Origin of the sequence: Stappia sp. BW2 (assembly GCF_008107695.1) — a bacterium.
GTDB lineage: Bacteria > Pseudomonadota > Alphaproteobacteria > Rhizobiales > Stappiaceae > Roseibium.
Window position 1 is genome coordinate 454804 of record NZ_VIRG01000066.1, and the last position, 15972, is coordinate 470775.

General features: G+C 57.7%; 16 protein-coding genes. 5 read left to right on the top strand and 11 right to left on the bottom strand.

Annotated elements, in window-relative coordinates:
* Positions 1 to 264: 264 nt before the first annotated feature.
* Positions 265 to 582 (bottom strand): hypothetical protein, encoded by a 318-nt coding sequence (locus tag FMN63_RS13605; protein WP_153297098.1) that lies wholly within the window; start codon positions 580 to 582, stop codon positions 265 to 267.
* Here FMN63_RS13605 and FMN63_RS29850 point away from each other — a divergent pair.
* Positions 581 to 763 carry a DUF6455 family protein gene (locus FMN63_RS29850; RefSeq protein ID WP_286192686.1) on the top strand — a complete coding sequence of 61 codons (183 nt, stop codon included), beginning with the start codon at positions 581 to 583 and terminating at the stop codon, positions 761 to 763. The genes FMN63_RS13605 and FMN63_RS29850 overlap by 2 nt on opposite strands.
* Before the next feature lie 70 nt (positions 764 to 833).
* Here the strand turns inward: FMN63_RS29850 and FMN63_RS13615 are convergent, their stop codons facing one another.
* Complete coding sequence (locus FMN63_RS13615; RefSeq protein WP_148584505.1) at positions 834 to 1136, bottom strand: phosphatidylglycerophosphatase; 303 nt, start codon at positions 1134 to 1136, stop codon at positions 834 to 836.
* An 833-nt stretch (positions 1137 to 1969) separates the two neighbouring features.
* On the opposite strand from FMN63_RS13615, the gene FMN63_RS13620 reads away from it, so the two are divergent.
* Positions 1970 to 2227: a YjhX family toxin gene (locus tag FMN63_RS13620; protein WP_148584506.1), complete on the top strand. Its 258-nt coding sequence runs from the start codon at positions 1970 to 1972 to the stop codon at positions 2225 to 2227.
* Between the two features lie 60 nt (positions 2228 to 2287).
* Here FMN63_RS13620 and soxR read toward each other — a convergent pair whose 3' ends face one another.
* A complete protein-coding gene (gene soxR, locus FMN63_RS13625; protein WP_148584507.1) occupies positions 2288 to 2752 on the bottom strand; it encodes a redox-sensitive transcriptional activator SoxR in 465 nt (154 codons plus the stop codon).
* 100 nt (positions 2753 to 2852) lie between these two features.
* On the opposite strand from soxR, the gene FMN63_RS13630 reads away from it, so the two are divergent.
* Positions 2853 to 3242, top strand: coding sequence for a VOC family protein (locus FMN63_RS13630; RefSeq protein WP_148584508.1), 390 nt, complete (start codon positions 2853 to 2855; stop codon positions 3240 to 3242).
* A gap of 60 nt (positions 3243 to 3302) precedes the next feature.
* On the opposite strand, the gene FMN63_RS13635 is transcribed toward FMN63_RS13630, so the two are convergent.
* The 8 genes from FMN63_RS13635 to FMN63_RS13670 all read right to left on the bottom strand — a co-directional run bounded on the left by FMN63_RS13635 (position 3303) and on the right by FMN63_RS13670 (position 13195).
* Positions 3303 to 4544 carry an HlyD family secretion protein gene (locus FMN63_RS13635; RefSeq protein ID WP_148584509.1) on the bottom strand — a complete coding sequence of 414 codons (1242 nt, stop codon included), beginning with the start codon at positions 4542 to 4544 and terminating at the stop codon, positions 3303 to 3305.
* A complete protein-coding gene (locus FMN63_RS13640; protein WP_148584510.1) occupies positions 4537 to 5043 on the bottom strand; it encodes a hypothetical protein in 507 nt (168 codons plus the stop codon). The genes FMN63_RS13635 and FMN63_RS13640 overlap by 8 nt, the downstream gene beginning before the upstream one ends.
* 199 nt (positions 5044 to 5242) lie before the next feature.
* Positions 5243 to 6037, bottom strand: coding sequence for an SDR family NAD(P)-dependent oxidoreductase (locus FMN63_RS13645; RefSeq protein ID WP_502706271.1), 795 nt, complete (start codon positions 6035 to 6037; stop codon positions 5243 to 5245).
* Positions 6038 to 6166: 129 nt separating this feature from the next.
* Positions 6167 to 7522: an adenylate/guanylate cyclase domain-containing protein gene (locus FMN63_RS13650; protein WP_148584512.1), complete on the bottom strand. Its 1356-nt coding sequence runs from the start codon at positions 7520 to 7522 to the stop codon at positions 6167 to 6169.
* Between the two features lie 101 nt (positions 7523 to 7623).
* Positions 7624 to 8772 (bottom strand): helix-turn-helix transcriptional regulator, encoded by a 1149-nt coding sequence (locus FMN63_RS13655; RefSeq protein WP_148584513.1) that lies wholly within the window; start codon positions 8770 to 8772, stop codon positions 7624 to 7626.
* Between the two features lie 510 nt (positions 8773 to 9282).
* A complete protein-coding gene (locus FMN63_RS13660) occupies positions 9283 to 10107 on the bottom strand; it encodes an MBL fold metallo-hydrolase (RefSeq protein WP_148584514.1) in 825 nt (274 codons plus the stop codon).
* Between the two features lie 10 nt (positions 10108 to 10117).
* A complete protein-coding gene (locus FMN63_RS13665; protein ID WP_148584515.1) occupies positions 10118 to 10576 on the bottom strand; it encodes a cyclic nucleotide-binding domain-containing protein in 459 nt (152 codons plus the stop codon).
* Between the two features lie 105 nt (positions 10577 to 10681).
* Positions 10682 to 13195, bottom strand: a complete 2514-nt coding sequence (locus tag FMN63_RS13670; protein WP_209001109.1) for an ATP-binding cassette domain-containing protein — start codon at positions 13193 to 13195, stop codon at positions 10682 to 10684.
* Between the two features lie 293 nt (positions 13196 to 13488).
* On the opposite strand from FMN63_RS13670, the gene FMN63_RS13675 reads away from it, so the two are divergent.
* A complete protein-coding gene (locus tag FMN63_RS13675; RefSeq protein ID WP_148584517.1) occupies positions 13489 to 14703 on the top strand; it encodes a glycosyltransferase family protein in 1215 nt (404 codons plus the stop codon).
* 43 nt (positions 14704 to 14746) lie between these two features.
* Positions 14747 to 15967, top strand: a complete 1221-nt coding sequence (locus FMN63_RS13680) for a glycosyltransferase family 4 protein (RefSeq protein ID WP_148584518.1) — start codon at positions 14747 to 14749, stop codon at positions 15965 to 15967.
* Positions 15968 to 15972 lie beyond the last annotated feature (5 nt).

Consider the following 15972-nt stretch of genomic DNA (forward strand, 5'->3'; position numbering starts at 1 on the left):
TCTGCGCCTGCTCCTTGCCGACGGTTATCAGGATGGCGGGCTGCTGCCGGGTGCCGGATACGGTTACAGTCACCGCGCCGCCTTCAGGGAGAGGCGCAGGAACGCGCAGCTCCAGCTTTGCATCGGCAGTTGCCAGGCGCACCACGCCTCCCGGCAGGTTCGCCTCGACCTTGGCCTTGAGTTCCGTTCCCGGCTCAAGCCCCTGGTTTACCGCGCCATTGCCGGATGCCTGAGGCAGCGGCGATGCGCTCACCGTTTCAACCATCACACCGTCTCCAGGTGTTGCGGCGCTCCGAAGTGCAGGAGGCTGCCTGGCAGGGTCGCAGAATCATGAACCTTCAGTATGGCCGCTTTCGCGATGCTTGCCCAGAGTTGACCCTGATCAAGGTAACGCAGTTGTTTCTGCAGCAGAGTGTCCTCCTTATTCGGCGCCAAAAACCAGAACGGTGCCAACAGACAGAAGGCCTTGGCAGACATGGTCTGCACATGTCCCATGGGAAGGAGAAACGGCTTGAACTGGATGAATCGCCTCAACGAGCGTGCCGAACTTATGGGCAGAATGCTGGAAACAATCGGCGCCATGAACCATGTCCCAACGGGCGCGCACACGGACGCGGCCTTGAGATCTGCCGCTCATCGCTGCATCAATTGCACTGAGACAGAAGCCTGTCGTTCCTGGCTGGAGAGCCATCCGGACGGTGCCGACGAGGCGCTGCGAAACTGCCCCAACGCGTCTCTCTTCAACAGCTGGATCAAAAGCTGATCCTTCAGCTCAAGGCTGTGGCCCGCGCTGGCCCTTGCATCTCCACCCAGGGGCCGGGCTTTGATGTGCCTCAGGCGCGTTTTGCGCGGCGGCTGAGCCAATAAGTCACGGCAGAGGCGATCAGGCCACCGACAAAGCGGAATGGAAAGACCGCCAGCGCACCCGCGTCATGAGCAAATGGCTGCGGTACAGGCAGCGCGCCTATTGCGACGTCCAGAATAAGCGTCAGCGCTGCAGCAGCAAATCCCGCGATCCAGAGCTTTTGCGGCCGGTCTGCCTTCCATCCCAAATATCCGCCGATCAGCAGCGCAAAAGGGTTGAGCAGGCCAGCAAGGCCTAAGAGGTCGTACCAGGTTTCGGAAAGCGTCATCATGAGCCTCTCATACCCGCGCACGGGGCAAAATGCGAGCCGGTTTCCGGTTTTGGCGTCACTAAATTGGTGGCAAATTGCTGCAGGCACCGTCTGAACGGTTTACCGTAAGACTATGTAATTTCATGAAACAGGCCGCCTGTCCCGGCAAGGCTCCGAAACATGAACGATCACTCATATCAATTAAAATGGTTTTGCATAGCAAAACTCTATGCTACTTTTGTCTCAGTAAGTATTTACCATGAATTGCCACCGAAAGTTCCCATTACCTGTAGCAAGTATTTAAAACCATGACTTTGCATTCCTCTATTGAAACTGACGATCCCACGGTTGAGACCCTCTACAGGACGGACAGGCGTCTCGCCATATTCTGCCATCACTGTGGCCGCTTCCGTTACATGAACTTTGCCCGGTTCACGGGAGATCAAAGAGTATCGTCTTTGAGCGAAAAACTGACTTGCGCCTCTTGTGGCTCGCAGGATGTCGAGGCTGTCGCTGTTTCCCGTGACCCCGACAACGGCTACTGGCCCGCCGAACACAGCTGAGGCCTATCAACGCCTGAAGCCGGACAAACGAACACCGATGGTCCGGATCGCTGCGGATTTACAACAGCCACCGACATATCTCACGCCTCGCCTCTCCGTTGAACCTCGGCGCGTTGCCGCATCTTGATGCCTGTGCTACGAGAATTTTTCCAACTGAGAGGTTTTATGCGCGGATTGCAACAGTCCCGGTAAACCCCGGCTGACGTTAGCCGGGGACAGTCACAACAGCGCTGCAAGCGGTTTGCTGCAGCGGCTGCATTTCTGTGCATACTTTCAGGCAACTTCACATCAATGGACATTTCCAAAGCCGAGCAGCGGGTCCTGCACCTGCTGGCTCAAGGCGGCCATATCCTTGTGCAAAAGGACGAGGACGGCCGTGTCGTCAAACATGAAACCGTTACGCGCGATGGCTGGTACTGGGGAGGCTGTTCGCCGCACCTGTTCCGGAAGCTGAAATACAAACGGCTGATCGCCTCCAGAAAAAGTGGTCCCTATCGCATTACCCCGCTTGGGCTGAAACGCGTGAGGGCACAGCTGGACAACAGATGAGAGCAACCGCCGGGAGTGCCTGTGCGCTTCCCGGCGGCTTTTCCGAAACCTGAAACCGGTTCAGTCTTCAGTGATTTCCGGACGGTCGCCAAGCAGATAGCGCGGGCCCCGCCCTTTGCTGGCGGCAGCGTCTCCCGCATTGTAAAGCTGGCAGGACTTCATCGACAGACAACCGCAGCCAATGCAGCTGTCCAGCTTGTCTCGCAAGGCCGTCATGCGCTCGATTTTTCGGTCGAGGTGCATCCGGAACTCGCCGCTGATCCTGGTCCAGTCTGCTTTCGTCGGCGCTCGCCCCTCAGGCAAGCGTTGAAGCTGCGCCGCGATTTCCGCAATGGAAAACCCGAATTCCTGCGCAACCAGCACGAAGGACAGGCGCCGAATGTCGGCCCTGAGAAAACGCCGCTGCCCTCCCGCATTGCGGCTTGGGTGCACCAGCCCCTTTTCTTCGTAAAACCGAATGGCCGACACGGACAGGCCCGTTCGCTCGGACAGGTCTCCGATGGTCAGCAGATCCGAGCCCTTCATGGCTTTGTTCAAAATATCGCCTCGCCTCTCTTGACCTCAACTAAGGTTGAGGAATTATCTCTGGTGTCCACCAAAGGTCAAACCTTGAAAGGACACCGAAATGAGCAGCGCATTCCTGGAACACGTGAACGTCACGGTCAGCGACCCCGAAGCGACCTCCAAACGTCTGGAAACTTGGTTTGGCTGGAAAGTTCGCTGGAAGGGCGCAAGCCTTGGCGGTGGCACGACGTACCATATCGGCAATGAAACCAGCTATGTTGCGGCCTACTCTCCACCGGGCACGACAAGCAAAGTTGCCGGAGACAGCTACAGCCAGCACGGCGGCCTCAATCATATCGCCGTCGTGGTTGACGATATTGACGCCACCGAAACACTCATCAAGGCCGATGGTTACAGCACGCACAATCACGGCGACTACGAGCCGGGCCGCAGGTTCTATTTCTACGATGACGATGGAATCGAGTTCGAAGTGGTAAGCTACACCAAGTGACAGACCAACAATCCGGCGGAACGGAACGGTTTCGTGCTGTTCCGCCGGAATATGATTGGTTTAATGGCCCGTAAGGACAAGGGCCTGGATCGGGTACAGCAATGCCTGCAGACGGATGATCATGGCATGGACCAGACCGACCGTGTCGACCACATGCAGGAAGATGAACTGTCCCGTTCCAAGGGGTTCGCCGGAGGTCAGGCGGTCATGATTGCTGGTATAGGCGTTGACCGTGCAGATTGCTCCCGGGGGAAGCTTTTCCAGACCGTCCTTGTAAAGCGGTTCCAGCATCGTGGTGATCGTCGCCGGTTTTACGCTTTGAGCGGTGTCGATAAGCTGTCCGGACGTGGTGATCTGTCCGGAGGCGATCTGTGACTGAACCTCTGTGACCACCAGCGGAATGATGGTGAAGGGAACGGCCCCGCAAAAAGCTTCCGCCACCATTCCTTCCTTCAGAACCTGCGCCTCGATCTGGCCGAAGCCCGCAACGATCCGCTCCCGTTGCGCGTCCTTGGGAATGAGCACACCTGCGGGCCGCATCATCGGGTTGACCATGTCGCCCGGGCGCAGAATAAACTGGCTCATCGTTCCATCCACGCCGGCGTAGACGGTCATCTTCTCCAGCTCCACCTGAGCCTCGCTCAACCTGGCTTCCGCGCTTTTCAGGCGAGCCGGCAGAAAAACCGTGATCTTGGTCTGCACCAGCTCCTGATTGGACTGTGCCGCACGCAGCGCCCCTGCCCGTGCATCCACGGTGTTCTGAAGCTTTTCGATGTCCCGCTCGCTGACAACATTGGCATTGCGGTTGAAAAGCTCCTGTCTCGTGTCGAGTTCGTCCTGCGCCTGCTTCAGTGAAGCCTGTGCCTGATCGACCTGGGCATTGGCAACGGACAGTTCGCTTTGGGCCAGCGCAAGCTCGCCCTCGATTTCGACCACCTGCTGCTGCGCGGTCACGACATCGGCTTCCTGGCGTGTGCTGTCGAGCTTGAAGATCGGATCGCCCGCCTTGATCTCGACCTCAAGCTCACGCGGAACGAAGGTTTCGATGACCCTGCCGGAAGCTTCCGGCAGAACGGAGATCGTCCGGAAGGTCGAAACGGCCGTGGTTGCCGTGGGATGGTAATAGAAGATCAGCGTGATCAGGGAAACGGTCAGCATCAGGCAGAGCACGATGCCATATCGCAGCTCGAACCAGACCGAATAGAGCGTTATTTCCCGGCCGATGCGTTTTCCCTGGACATATCTGCGGATCAGATAGTCTGGCAATATCGTGAGAAGGGAACAGAACAGGAGTTCAAACATGTTTGTTCTCCTGCGTTTCTGCCGACGAGACGACCGGAGTACCCTGCTCTGCAGAAGGTTCGTGGAGTGTTGCGTCCGTGACGTTCATGCCGTCTTGCGCCGCATGCTCCTCCTGCTCGAGATCACGTTCGACCAGCGTATCGGAGGGAATACCGCCCGTTCCAGCCAGCCGACTCAGGGAGTGAGCCATCGATTCCAGCGGTGTCCAGAAATCGGGAAGCTGAATGAAGGCAAGCAGAAGCGCTGCGACCCAGAAGATGTTGTTGTGTGTGAACAACGCCAGAAGGCCGAGAACGGCAACAAGTTCGAACTGCATGCGCCCGTGTTTGTGGGCGAGCCGTTCGGGAATCGAATGCAGATGCAGATAGAAAACACCGACAAGGATCGCACCGATAATCAGCACGACCAGCATCACGGTAAAAAGCCAATCACTACCGTCCGCTGCCGGTATGAACGGCGGCAGATGATGCGGCGCAAGCTCATGAGCACTTTCCGCCATAGAATACTCCCCTTTTGGTCACTCCACCTACAATGGCGAAATCCGTAACGTAACCTTAGAAGGGATTTTTGCCCATGCGTACGAAAAAGTGTGACCGTGGAGGAGTTTGACACAACCTATCCGCCCGGCGGCCTTTCAGCATCGGCCGGGCAGATTGTGCTGTTTGCGTATCCGTGATGCGGCGTCTGGTGCAGCTATCTCACCGGGGAGCCATGCGGATGGCGCCGTCCAAGCGGATAGTCTCGCCGTTCAGCATGTCGTTCTCGCAAATGGATTTGACCAGCTGGGCATATTCCGTGGCCTTGCCGAGACGCGAGGGGAACGGAACCTGCTGACCGAGAGAATCCTGCACCTCTTGCGACAGGCCCAGCAGCATCGGCGTTTCAAAGATACCCGGTGCAATCGTCATGACCCGAATGCCGGACTTGGACAGGTCACGGGCGACAGGCAACGTCATGCCTGCGATCCCTGCCTTGGACGCGGCATAGGCGACCTGACCGATCTGGCCATCGAAGGCGGCAACCGACGCCGTGGAAACGATCACGCCGCGGCCACCGTCCTGTGTGACGGGGTCCATCCCGGCCATGCCGGTTGCCGCAATCGAAAGACACCGGAAGGAACCGATCAGGTTGACCGAAATCACCTTCTCGAACATGTCCATCGGGTGAGGTTCGCCGCGGGAAACGGTCTTGGCCACCGGAGCAATCCCGGCGCAATTGACCAGAATCCTTTCCTGACCATGCGCCGCCCGCGCTTTTTCGAAACCGGCTTCCACGCTGGCCTGGTCCGTCACATCGACGTCGGCAAAGACACCGCCGATTTCGGTGGCAACCTCTGCTCCCTGCCCGGCGTTACGATCAAACAGCGTCACCTTGACGCCTTCGGCTGCCAGCATGCGTGCAGTTGCAGCACCCAGCCCGGATGCGCCGCCCGTAACAACGGCAGCAAGTGTTGAGTCCAGTTTCAAGGCAACCTCCAAATGGGTACAATTCATTGATATCAATGAATTTAATCTATCTAATTGACGATAAGGTCAACTTTGGAGGCAAAGTGGCCCAGATTGACGTGCGGGTCAAGCGCTTCCGTATCCACCAAAAAGACAAGACCGAGAGTGGTCAGGTTCCTAACTTGCCAGAACAACCAGATCGACCGGCTGCTTGATACCGGTCACATTGGCTTTGACCCGGGCTTCGAGCAGAGGCAGTTCGAGGCCCTGACTGAGTGCAAGTTCGAACGTCGCCCTGTCCGTCAGTCCTGTTGTGCGTTGGATCTTGTTGGCGTCTTCCAGTTTCGCAGCGCGGTTGACGGCGTCGCCGATGACCGTAAATTCCAGGCGCTGCTTCGACCCGATCACGCCGACCGTGACCGGCCCGGCGGCGGCGGCCGTACCGATACGCATAGGCTGCGGCCAGCCTGCATCGAGAAAACGCTGCTGATCCCGTTCCACAGCTTCCACAAGCCGCCTTGCAGCCCGCAGCGCGTCGGCTGCATAAGTCGTTGAAGGACAAACGGCCCCGAAGGTCGCCAGAATGCCGTCGCCCAGAAATTTGTCGACCCTGCCGCCTTCCTCCACGATCACATCCACCGCAAGGTTCTGGTACTCGGCCAGGACCCTCAGAACGGTCTCCGGTGCCAATGACGCAGAGGTCGAGGTGAAGGAGCGGATATCGGCATACAGAATGGCGACGTCGCGCAAAGTCCCCTCGCCGGCCTGCAACTCGGTGTTCGAGCCTGTGATCGAGGCGGCGACTTCAGGCGAAAAGAAACGGCTCAGGTCCATGGCAGCCGCATGGTCTTTCGAGGCCTCGAACAACATGGAACGCCCCCGGTAGAGGGCAACGGACAGAATGATGGTCACAGCCAAGATGACCATGGTCTTGTCGAGTTCGGCGCCGATCAGGATAGTGTTGCCAGTCAGGTATTCGACGTAATTGCGGGTCACACGCATGTGGTCCATGTCGGAGAACACCGCATAGAAGACCAGCCCCAGCCAACCGGTCACCGCTACAAGGCCCGTGGTCAACACGAAGCGAGGATCGAACCGCAAGGCTCTCAATCCGATAAAGATGAAGACATACATCAAGGTGGGCGTCTTGAGGTAGAACGTCGGGTGCTGGCCATATTGAATATGGAAGGAAAAGATCAGTCCCACCAGAAGCGCCATATCGACGATGATCGATACCAGCAGATACCAGCGCGGCAATTCAAACCTGTAGGACAGCATGAGCCGCAGGACGGTGAACAGGAAATAGGCTGCAAGCGCAATCGGCACGAAGTTGAAGCCAGCGGACCCCTCGGCCCTCGGGGCGATGGCATACAAAACTGAAAAGAACAGCACCAGGCCCAGTTGAACCCAACCGATCAGACGCTCGGAAGACGCTTCACGCGCCTGGATCTCGGACCGTACCCGATCAGGGATACCGGTGTCGGGCGGTCCCCCGCGCAGGACATAACGCAGTGTCTTTGAAATGGAGGTCATATTGCCGCTGATAAGACGTTATTCGTGCGCGGAGTTTCCCCCGGCGGCAAGAAATGCGCAAGCGACCCCGCGGGAAAGTGAGTGGACGTGAGCGCGCCCTGTTACCTGCCCTGCAGTCGTAATTGCTCGATGCTTCGCACTAGGTCGACCTGGCGGCGGACACCGGTCTTGGACAGGGCCGACTTGATCTGGTTGCGGACTGTGAAAACGCTGATCCGTCGCTCCGCGGCGATTTCGGCAGGTGTCCGTCCATCGGCCAGCTTCAGAACGGTTGCCGCCTCGGCGGGGCTCAGGCCGAGTTTCTTCTCAATATGAGCCTGGAACGTTTCGATGCCAATTTCCGGCCTGACCGCCAGCAGAACCGCAGAAACGGATTTGTTCATGAATGCACCGAAGGGGGAGCTGTCCAGGTCGGCCAGCTGCAAACCAACCGACCGGCACAACCAGCTTCCACCGTTGCCGTCCTTTGACTGCCAATTCCGGAACACGTTGAACTCGCCCATGGACTGAAGCTTGACGAAAGCGGCAAACTGTCCCTGATCCTCCGGCGTGCGGAATTGAAGCCGCCGGTCCCAGCCGCTCCCCAAAAAGGATCCCGATGCCAGAAGTTTCTGGGCTTCGGCGCATGCGTAATGGATCTGCATGGCGGTATCGACAACGAAAATTGCTGTCCCCGATCCCAGACGATGCTGTTCTGCCGCCCATTTTTCAAAGGTCAGGCCAGAGATTGTCCGGTTGATTTCGAGCGACTGGCGGATAACCGGGGCAAGATGGCCACATAACTGCAGCCAATCTTCTTCGTATTTGTCGCGATCCTTCGAACGCATGTTGCCGCCGATCAGAAACATGCGGTCACCGTCCAAAGCCAGCATCGCGCCCCCTCCAGCAACGATATCTTCAAGCGGCAACAGAAGATCGGCGTAGAACTGGGTCTTCCTGAGGGTTTCCGGCGGACACAACTGCTGTGTCGTGATCACGTCTCCCACCCTGCACTCGGCAAACCTGGCGGCAAACGGGTTCTTGTCCGCGTAGTGCTCTTCGTAAAGCGTTAGAATGTGAGGGTCATATCCGGATGTAAAAGTAAGCGGCGTGGCTTTGGTCAGGTCGTCATACCCTATCAATTGCGTGCACACGCGCGTGCCAATGCTTTGGCTCAGCGCGTCGAGAAGCACCTGCCATCGCTCCGGATCCAGTGCCGCCGATACCGCAAGGTTCGACAGCCGTCGCAATTCTTCCGCACTAACAGCCAACTCAACCCCCGGAGCTCCTGCTGTATCACGCCAGCAAATGAAGTCGGCCCGGTCCTGTCACTCTCACAGCGCGCTTAGGGCCACCCCAAGCTGCTGATACGCGTCCCAGTCCCGACCGCTGCGGTTCCGGGCATATTCAGAATCCGCAGGCAACACTTTAACCTCGATCAAAACCCGAATTTTCTAGCAACGATTTCCGATACTGAAGCTTGCCGCATTTTTATCGCAACAAAACACCACAGCTTTCCCCAGATGCAGAAAACTCACATTTATAGTCCAAATGGACCATGCAAGTAATGCCTACAACCTGTAAACAACTAGTGATCGTATCCGGCAGACACGTGTAACGATATTTCAAGTTACAAAGGTATGTTTTCCGGCTGCAACAAAGGGATTCCCACATCCCTGCGACCGGCGATCGATCTATTTTTTAGCCTTAGTGTTTTTTGGGCGGCTATTTGAGCCGCCCATTTTTTATTATCCGGCAAGCCTCGGCCCGACGGCTACCGCTCAAGGCTTCAGGATCATGCCTTCGCTGGCGACAAGCGTTCCGGGATAGGCATTTTGCGCGGCAAGGCCGATTTCATCGAGCTCATCATCAGATCTGCGTGGATCATGATGGAAAAGGACTGGTGTCTTGACGTTGCCGGCCTTCGCCAGTTCAACGGCTTTCTGCCAGGTGGAGTGCCCCCACCCCTTGAAGGTGGTGTATTCGTCGTCGGTGAACATGGCGTCGTAGATCATCACGTCCGAGTTTCGGACAAAATCCGGGAGAGCAGCATCAATTTCCGGATCGCCATGTTCATGATCCGTGATGATGCAAATCGATTTGCCGTGAAAATCAAAGCGATAACCGCAGGCACCACCGGGGTGGTTGAGGCGGGTGGTGCGGATGACGAGCTCGTCCGTACGCGGAAGCTGGTCCCCTGCGGTAAAGGATTTGAACTCGACCGCCTTCAGGGTCTTGGCCGCAACCGGAAAGATCGGCGGTGACATGATGCGGCTGACAATTTCAACGAGGTTGGTGTCGTCCTGAAAATGCCCGGCCCAGGCGGTGACGTTGAAACTGGGATCGTAGGCCGGCTTGAAAAAGGGAAGACCGCAGATGTGGTCGAGATGAGTATGAGTGAACAGAAGGTCGAAGGTGCGTGTCTTGCAGCTGCAGATTTCCATACCCAGGTTTCGGGCGCCGGAACCGCAGTCGACAAGAACCAGCGCATCGCCTGCCCGGATCTCAAAACAAGACGTTTCGCCGCCATAGCGGAGTGTGCTCGCCCCCGGGGTCGGGGTGGACCCTCTGACGCCCCAGCAACGAAGCGAAAATTCCTCAGCCACGTGTTACTCCCTAACCGCCGGCAGCGCCTCGACGGGCGTCGGCAAGATCCCGGGTCGTCCGTTCAAGCCGCAGCGCCAGTGTCCGCATCACCTCCAGCGAAATATCCGGAAATTCTTTCAATAGTTTCAAAAAATCATCTTTCGAAACAGTCAGAACATCCATGTCGTTGGCGGCAACCAGTGTCGCGGTTCTTGGTACGTCGCACAGAATAGCGATTTCGCCAACAATTGAATTCTCCGAAACCTGAGCCACTTTTTTTTCGCCTTCAGGCGTTTCAACCAGAACATCGGCAGCGCCGGACAGGATGATGAAGGCACAATCGCCTTCTTCCCCCTGAGAGCACAGACGCTCGCCGGAGGGATACTCCGTCCGGTCGCTAATAAAAGCCAGAAGCCGCAACTTGGTCTCGTCGATCCCGCGGAACAACGGCACTTTGCGGAGCGCCTCGACTTCGGTTTCAAGTGTCATCTTCTTCTCCCGCGCCCAATTTTGTTCCGTTCCGTCCTGACTGGTTCGTCCGGCCGGTTCCTGCAGAAAGGTTGCCCACCTATTGTCACACCCACCGTCTTATCCTTATTCAGAGAGCCGTCCTTGATCCAGAATGAAGCGCTGATCGAATTCTGCGGCTATGTCAGCGTCGGACGTACCGAACAGGAAGGTTTTTCCGGACAGGATTTGCCTCAAGCCTTTACGAAGCGTCCTGTCCTCTTCCGTCACACCGGTGGCGATATCGTCCAATATGGTGATTTTCGCGTTTTTCAGAAGACCGCGCACCAGAGCGATCTTGCGCCGCTGGCCTGCGGACAGACGGGAACCGGACACGCCGACGTGGTAACCGAATCCCGCATAGATGATCGCGCGCCGCAAACCGGTCTCCTCGACAATGGTTCGTATGACATCGTCGATCCGCCGCCGGGCATCCCTGCGGTCGACACGCGCGCGGCCGAACAGAAGGTTATCCTCAATGGTCAGCGGCGGCAGATAAACGTCCGGTTCAAACGCGACGAAGTTGTCGCTGTTCTTGACCACCTCGTCCAGGAACGTTTGACGGGCGCTGATGATGTCGCGTTTCAACTCATCCGACATGACACCCAGACGATGCCGGGCCGGGACAAGCTTGAAAGCCAGTCCTGTCAGACGGGAACGGTCGGCGTCGGTCAGGCCTGGGCGCGGCTGATCGGACTTGGCAATCCGCACGATGCGCTCGAAATCGGGGATCTCGTCCAGCGTGATGAAGGAATAGGCCCCCAACAGGCCGCTGTCGCCGGAAACGTTGGAAAACAGTTCCAGCATGGTTTCGGCAATCTTGAGACCGATCTGCTGGAGCTTCTTGTCGAAACCGGTGTCGGCCAGGAAGGTCTTGACCTGTTCGAGATCCGGCACCTGATCCATCGTGATTTCCGGATCGGCCGGCACCGCAAAGAACAGGTTGTCCGCAAGGCTGGCGCTGGCATTGAAACGGTCCCGGTGCCACAACTCGACCAGACCGCCGAGGTCCGGTTCATCGGCAATGCGCTCGGCAAGCGCCTTACGCACGTTCAGGATCTTGTCGGCGAAATCGTCGTCCATGGACGGGTCAAACCGGGACTGCAGACCGAGCCGATAGATGTCCTTGTCGATCTTGACCGTTTCAAGCAGTTCAAGCGCCTTGGTGTCGAGTTCGTCTTCATTGCCGACACCAGCGGCTTCAAAATCATCCCATTCGGCGGCAAGATCGTAGGTGGGATTGCGCGTTTCCTTGGCTTCGGAGAGCCGCCGATTGTAGTTCTTCAAGCTCTCCCCTTCCCGCTGGGGCGGGACGAGCGGACGGTGGCGCAAACCGTAGTATAGATTGTCACGAATGGTGCCCGTCCAGACATGCACCGCCCCGCCGACATAGGCGATCTGGCGCCCCAGCGTGGAATCGGTCAGCTTGTCGAGATCGTGGTTTCCGATGCAGACCTTGCCGGAGACAGGAGCAACAAGCCCTGCGGCGAGTTGCAGCACTTCCGATCTGCCGGACCCGTCCGGCCCGACAATCGCACAGGCACTTCCCGCAGGAACCGTCATCGATATGTCGACGACCTCCTGGCCGGCAGCACCACCGGCGAAATTGACGCTCTCCAGCTTGACGTCGCCGCTCAGGTCCACCGTGTCGTCCGAGGTCAGCCGCTCCTGGTCGTAGATATCCAACGGGTCGAAGTTCTCGACGACCGTCTGGTATTTGACGCTGACATCCGCCGTCATCTGATAGAAGGAGAGCAGTTCTTTCCAGGGCCCTGCAAGATCCTTGTAGGCAGCGATCACCGCCAGCAGCGCACCGATGCTGAGATTGCCTTCAATAACCAGATAGCCGCCGATCAGGTAGAAGAAGAACGGCGTGAGCTGGTTCATGAAGTTGTTCAGAAACTTGATCAGGAATTTCCGGTTGAAGATGTCATACCGGATCTTGAAGTTCTCATAGAGCCGGTCGGAAATATCCGCCGAATGCCAGGCGGCCGCGTCGTTGGCGTGGATTTCGGCAACGCCTGTGATGCTTTCGCCCACCTTGTCTGCGATGACACGGATGTTGCGCACCCGCTGCCTGGACAGCAGCACCACCTTGCGCTGTAGAAGCGGGATCACATACCCCTGGATGGGATAGGAGCTGATGGCTGCAAGGCCCAGAAGCGGGTCCTGCATGAAGATAAACCCGATCTGCACGACCAGCATACCACCCTGATAGGCAGGCAGCGCGAAGGCTTCACCGATGTAGCCGCCAACATCCTCCACTTCCGATGTGATCATCGGAATGATTTCGCCTGAACTGACTTTCCTGAAATGCGGCAGGCGGAAGCGCAGCACCCGCTGGAACAGCTCGAAGCGCAGGCGCCGCAGCATGCGTTCTCCAAGGCGGCCCTTGTAGACGTTGAGGTAGAACTTCAGCCCGTTCGAAACGACGACCAAAGACAGGAACGAAAAACACAGGAGAATAAGATAGGGGACCTGATCGAAATCGATTCCCAGAATCGTCCTGGGAAAATTGTCGCCCTGGACCGCATCGTTGACGATCAGTTTCGGCAGTTCGAGAAGGATATAGACCACCGGATACGTGAGTACGGTGACCATGAGAATGAAGATTTGCTGTCTGGAGCTATATTTCCAAATAAAACCGAAAAGGCTCTTTTCCATAAGCTCATCCAAACAGACAAGGATCAAATATGTGCAAGCAGATCATATTTGGTATATTAGCGATCCGAGTTAGTTGCGCCAGCCGGGATTAACATTTGACACAACTGCATAAGAAGGGTCCGCAGACCGTTCCTTGTCAAAAGTCCCCTGTCAAGAGATAACCGACGTGACAAGGGCCAATCGATTGAGACATAAGCGGTTTAGGCCAGCATTACAAATTTAGGGGCAGTATGAGTTCCAAGACGCCGAAGATCCTGATTTACAGCCACGATTCCTTCGGGTTGGGCCATCTGAGACGCTGCCGGGCAATTGCGCAATCCCTTGTCGGCGACTTCGATACCTTGTCCGTACTGATCCTGTCGGGTTCCCCGATCATAGGCAGTTTCGAGTTTCGATCCCGTGTCGATTTCGTGCGGATTCCGGGCGTGATCAAGCTGCGCAACGGCGAGTACACCCCGCTGTCGCTGCACATCAACATCGACCAGACTCTGGCGATCAGATCCTCGATTATCGAACATACTGCCAAGGTGTTCGATCCGGACATCTTCATCGTCGACAAGGAGCCCCTCGGGCTGCGCGGCGAAGTGCTGCGCACGCTAGAGGCCCTGAAGGATACCGACACGCGACTGGTTCTTGGACTGCGCGATGTCATGGACGACCCGCAGGTGCTGAAGGAAGAATGGGATCGCAAGAACGTCTATCCGGCCCTGCGCGATCTTTACGACGAGATCTGGATCTACGGACCGGAAGACATCTGCGATCCGCTGGAAGGCATCGACCTGCCGCAATCCGTCCGCGACAAGCTGCGCTACACCGGTTACCTGCGCCGGGAGCTGCCCAAATCGGCGCTCGACAATCCGGCCCCTGCCCCGTTCGATGAAGAACCGTATATCCTCGTGACGCCAGGTGGCGGTGGCGATGGCGTTGAAATGGTCGATTGGGTGATGCGCGCCTATGAAGCCCGGCAGCGCCCGCTGTTCCCGGCCCTCATCGTGCTTGGTCCCTTCATGCCCGCTGCGGCCGCGACCCAGTTCAGCGAAAGGGCGGAGCATCTGCGCGATGTCGAGATCATTCGCTTCACGCCGCAGATCGAACCCTATCTTGCCAAGGCCACGGCGATTGTCGGCATGGGCGGCTACAACACCTTCTGCGAGATCCTGTCCTTCGACAAACCGACGCTCATGGTGCCCCGCGTCATTCCACGCCGGGAGCAGGCAATCCGGGCGGAGCGTGCGGAACAGAGCGGGCTTTTGAAGGTGCTGCCGATCGACCAGTACCCAGATCCGGACTTGATGGCTGCGGCCTTGTCCGAACTGCCTGGCATGGCATCTCCTTCGGCTGCGGGCGTCGACAATCTGCTTGGCGGTCTGGATGTCATATCCAGCCGGGTCGGCGAAATCTTTGAAGAACAGCAGGCCACCAGCAGGAAGCTGGTCAACTTCTGACCACCCCGTCACCAGCAAACCGAATTCTTTCAAGGGCCGACCGATGTCCCGTATCGCCGTTGTGGTCAAAGGCTATCCCCGCCTGTCCGAAACCTTTATTGCCCAGGAAATGCTTGGTCTGGAGCGGCGGGGAATCGAAATTCTGATTGTCGCCCTGCGCAGGCCTTACGATCCCTATATCCACGACCTGCACCGGCAGATCAGCGCGGAAGTCATGTATCTGCCGGAATATGTGAAAGACGACCCGGCACGTGTTGCCCGTGCCAAACGCTGGGCAGAAAATCAGCCGACTTTCAAGGAAGCCAAGGCTCTGTTCGATGCCGACTTCGCGCATCAGCCGAACGCAGACCGGCAGCGCCGTTGGGCGCAGGGGTGCGTCTTCGCGCATGAATTGCCGGAAGACGTGACCTGGATCTACACCCACTATCTGCATACGCCCTGCTCCGCCTCGCGCTATGCGGCGCATCTTTCCGGGCGGAAATGGTCCTTCTCGGCGCACGCCAAGGACATCTGGACCAGCCCGGACTGGGACCTGAGGACCAAGATCAACGACGCGGCCTGGGGCGTCACCTGTACGGCGGTCAACGCCGAACATCTGAAAGGCCTCGCCGACGAGCCGGACAAGATCGAACTGCTCTATCACGGGCTCGACTTCTCCGGTTTTCCCGAGCCAAAGGCAAAAGGAGCGGCGCGTGACGGCGGTGCGGAGCCCGTGCGCCTGGTTTCCGTCGGTCGCGCCGTCGAGAAGAAGGGCTATGACGACCTTCTGGACGCGCTTGTACAGCTTCCCGCGTCTCTCAACTGGCAGTTCACGCATATTGGCGGCGGTGAGCTTTCCGACATCCTGAAGGCAAAGGCTGATGAGTTGAACCTGTCGGACAGGATCATCTGGCGGGGAGCCCAGCCACGCGAAGAGGTGATTGCGACCTGCCGCGAGGCGGACCTCTTCGTGCTACCGTCCAAGCTTGCCAGATCCGGTGACAGGGATGGCCTGCCCAACGTCTTGATGGAAGCACAATCCATGGGGATTTGCTGCCTCTCCACCAGGGTTTCCGCGATACCTGAATTGATCCTGGATGGCGAAACCGGTGTGCTGGTTGATCCGGGCGCGCCAGAGGCTCTGGCTGCAGCAATGCAGAACCTGATGACCGCGCCTGAAACACGTCACCGTCTTGGGCTTGCCGCGGCCAAGCGGGTCAGAACGACCTTCTCGACAGACCCGGGTCTTGATCGGCTCGCAGACAAATTCCGCAAGGTCCTTTAGGCCCT

Coding starts and splice junctions, on each gene's coding strand:
- FMN63_RS13640 (WP_148584510.1), bottom strand. CDS start 5,043: ATGGCGGAAAGTGCTCATGAGCTTGCGCCGCATCATCTGCCGCCGTTC.
- FMN63_RS13645 (WP_502706271.1), bottom strand. CDS start 6,037: ATGAATTGTACCCATTTGGAGGTTGCCTTGAAACTGGACTCAACACTT.
- FMN63_RS13680 (WP_148584518.1), top strand. CDS start 14,747: ATGTCCCGTATCGCCGTTGTGGTCAAAGGCTATCCCCGCCTGTCCGAA.
- FMN63_RS29850 (WP_286192686.1), top strand. CDS start 581: ATGAACCATGTCCCAACGGGCGCGCACACGGACGCGGCCTTGAGATCT.
- soxR (WP_148584507.1), bottom strand. CDS start 2,752: ATGAAGGGCTCGGATCTGCTGACCATCGGAGACCTGTCCGAGCGAACG.
- FMN63_RS13650 (WP_148584512.1), bottom strand. CDS start 7,522: ATGACCTCCATTTCAAAGACACTGCGTTATGTCCTGCGCGGGGGACCG.
- FMN63_RS13615 (WP_148584505.1), bottom strand. CDS start 1,136: ATGATGACGCTTTCCGAAACCTGGTACGACCTCTTAGGCCTTGCTGGC.
- FMN63_RS13620 (WP_148584506.1), top strand. CDS start 1,970: ATGGACATTTCCAAAGCCGAGCAGCGGGTCCTGCACCTGCTGGCTCAA.
- FMN63_RS13630 (WP_148584508.1), top strand. CDS start 2,853: ATGAGCAGCGCATTCCTGGAACACGTGAACGTCACGGTCAGCGACCCC.
- FMN63_RS13665 (WP_148584515.1), bottom strand. CDS start 10,576: ATGACACTTGAAACCGAAGTCGAGGCGCTCCGCAAAGTGCCGTTGTTC.
- FMN63_RS13605 (WP_153297098.1), bottom strand. CDS start 582: ATGGCGCCGATTGTTTCCAGCATTCTGCCCATAAGTTCGGCACGCTCG.
- FMN63_RS13635 (WP_148584509.1), bottom strand. CDS start 4,544: ATGTTTGAACTCCTGTTCTGTTCCCTTCTCACGATATTGCCAGACTAT.
- FMN63_RS13675 (WP_148584517.1), top strand. CDS start 13,489: ATGAGTTCCAAGACGCCGAAGATCCTGATTTACAGCCACGATTCCTTC.
- FMN63_RS13670 (WP_209001109.1), bottom strand. CDS start 13,195: ATGGTCACCGTACTCACGTATCCGGTGGTCTATATCCTTCTCGAACTG.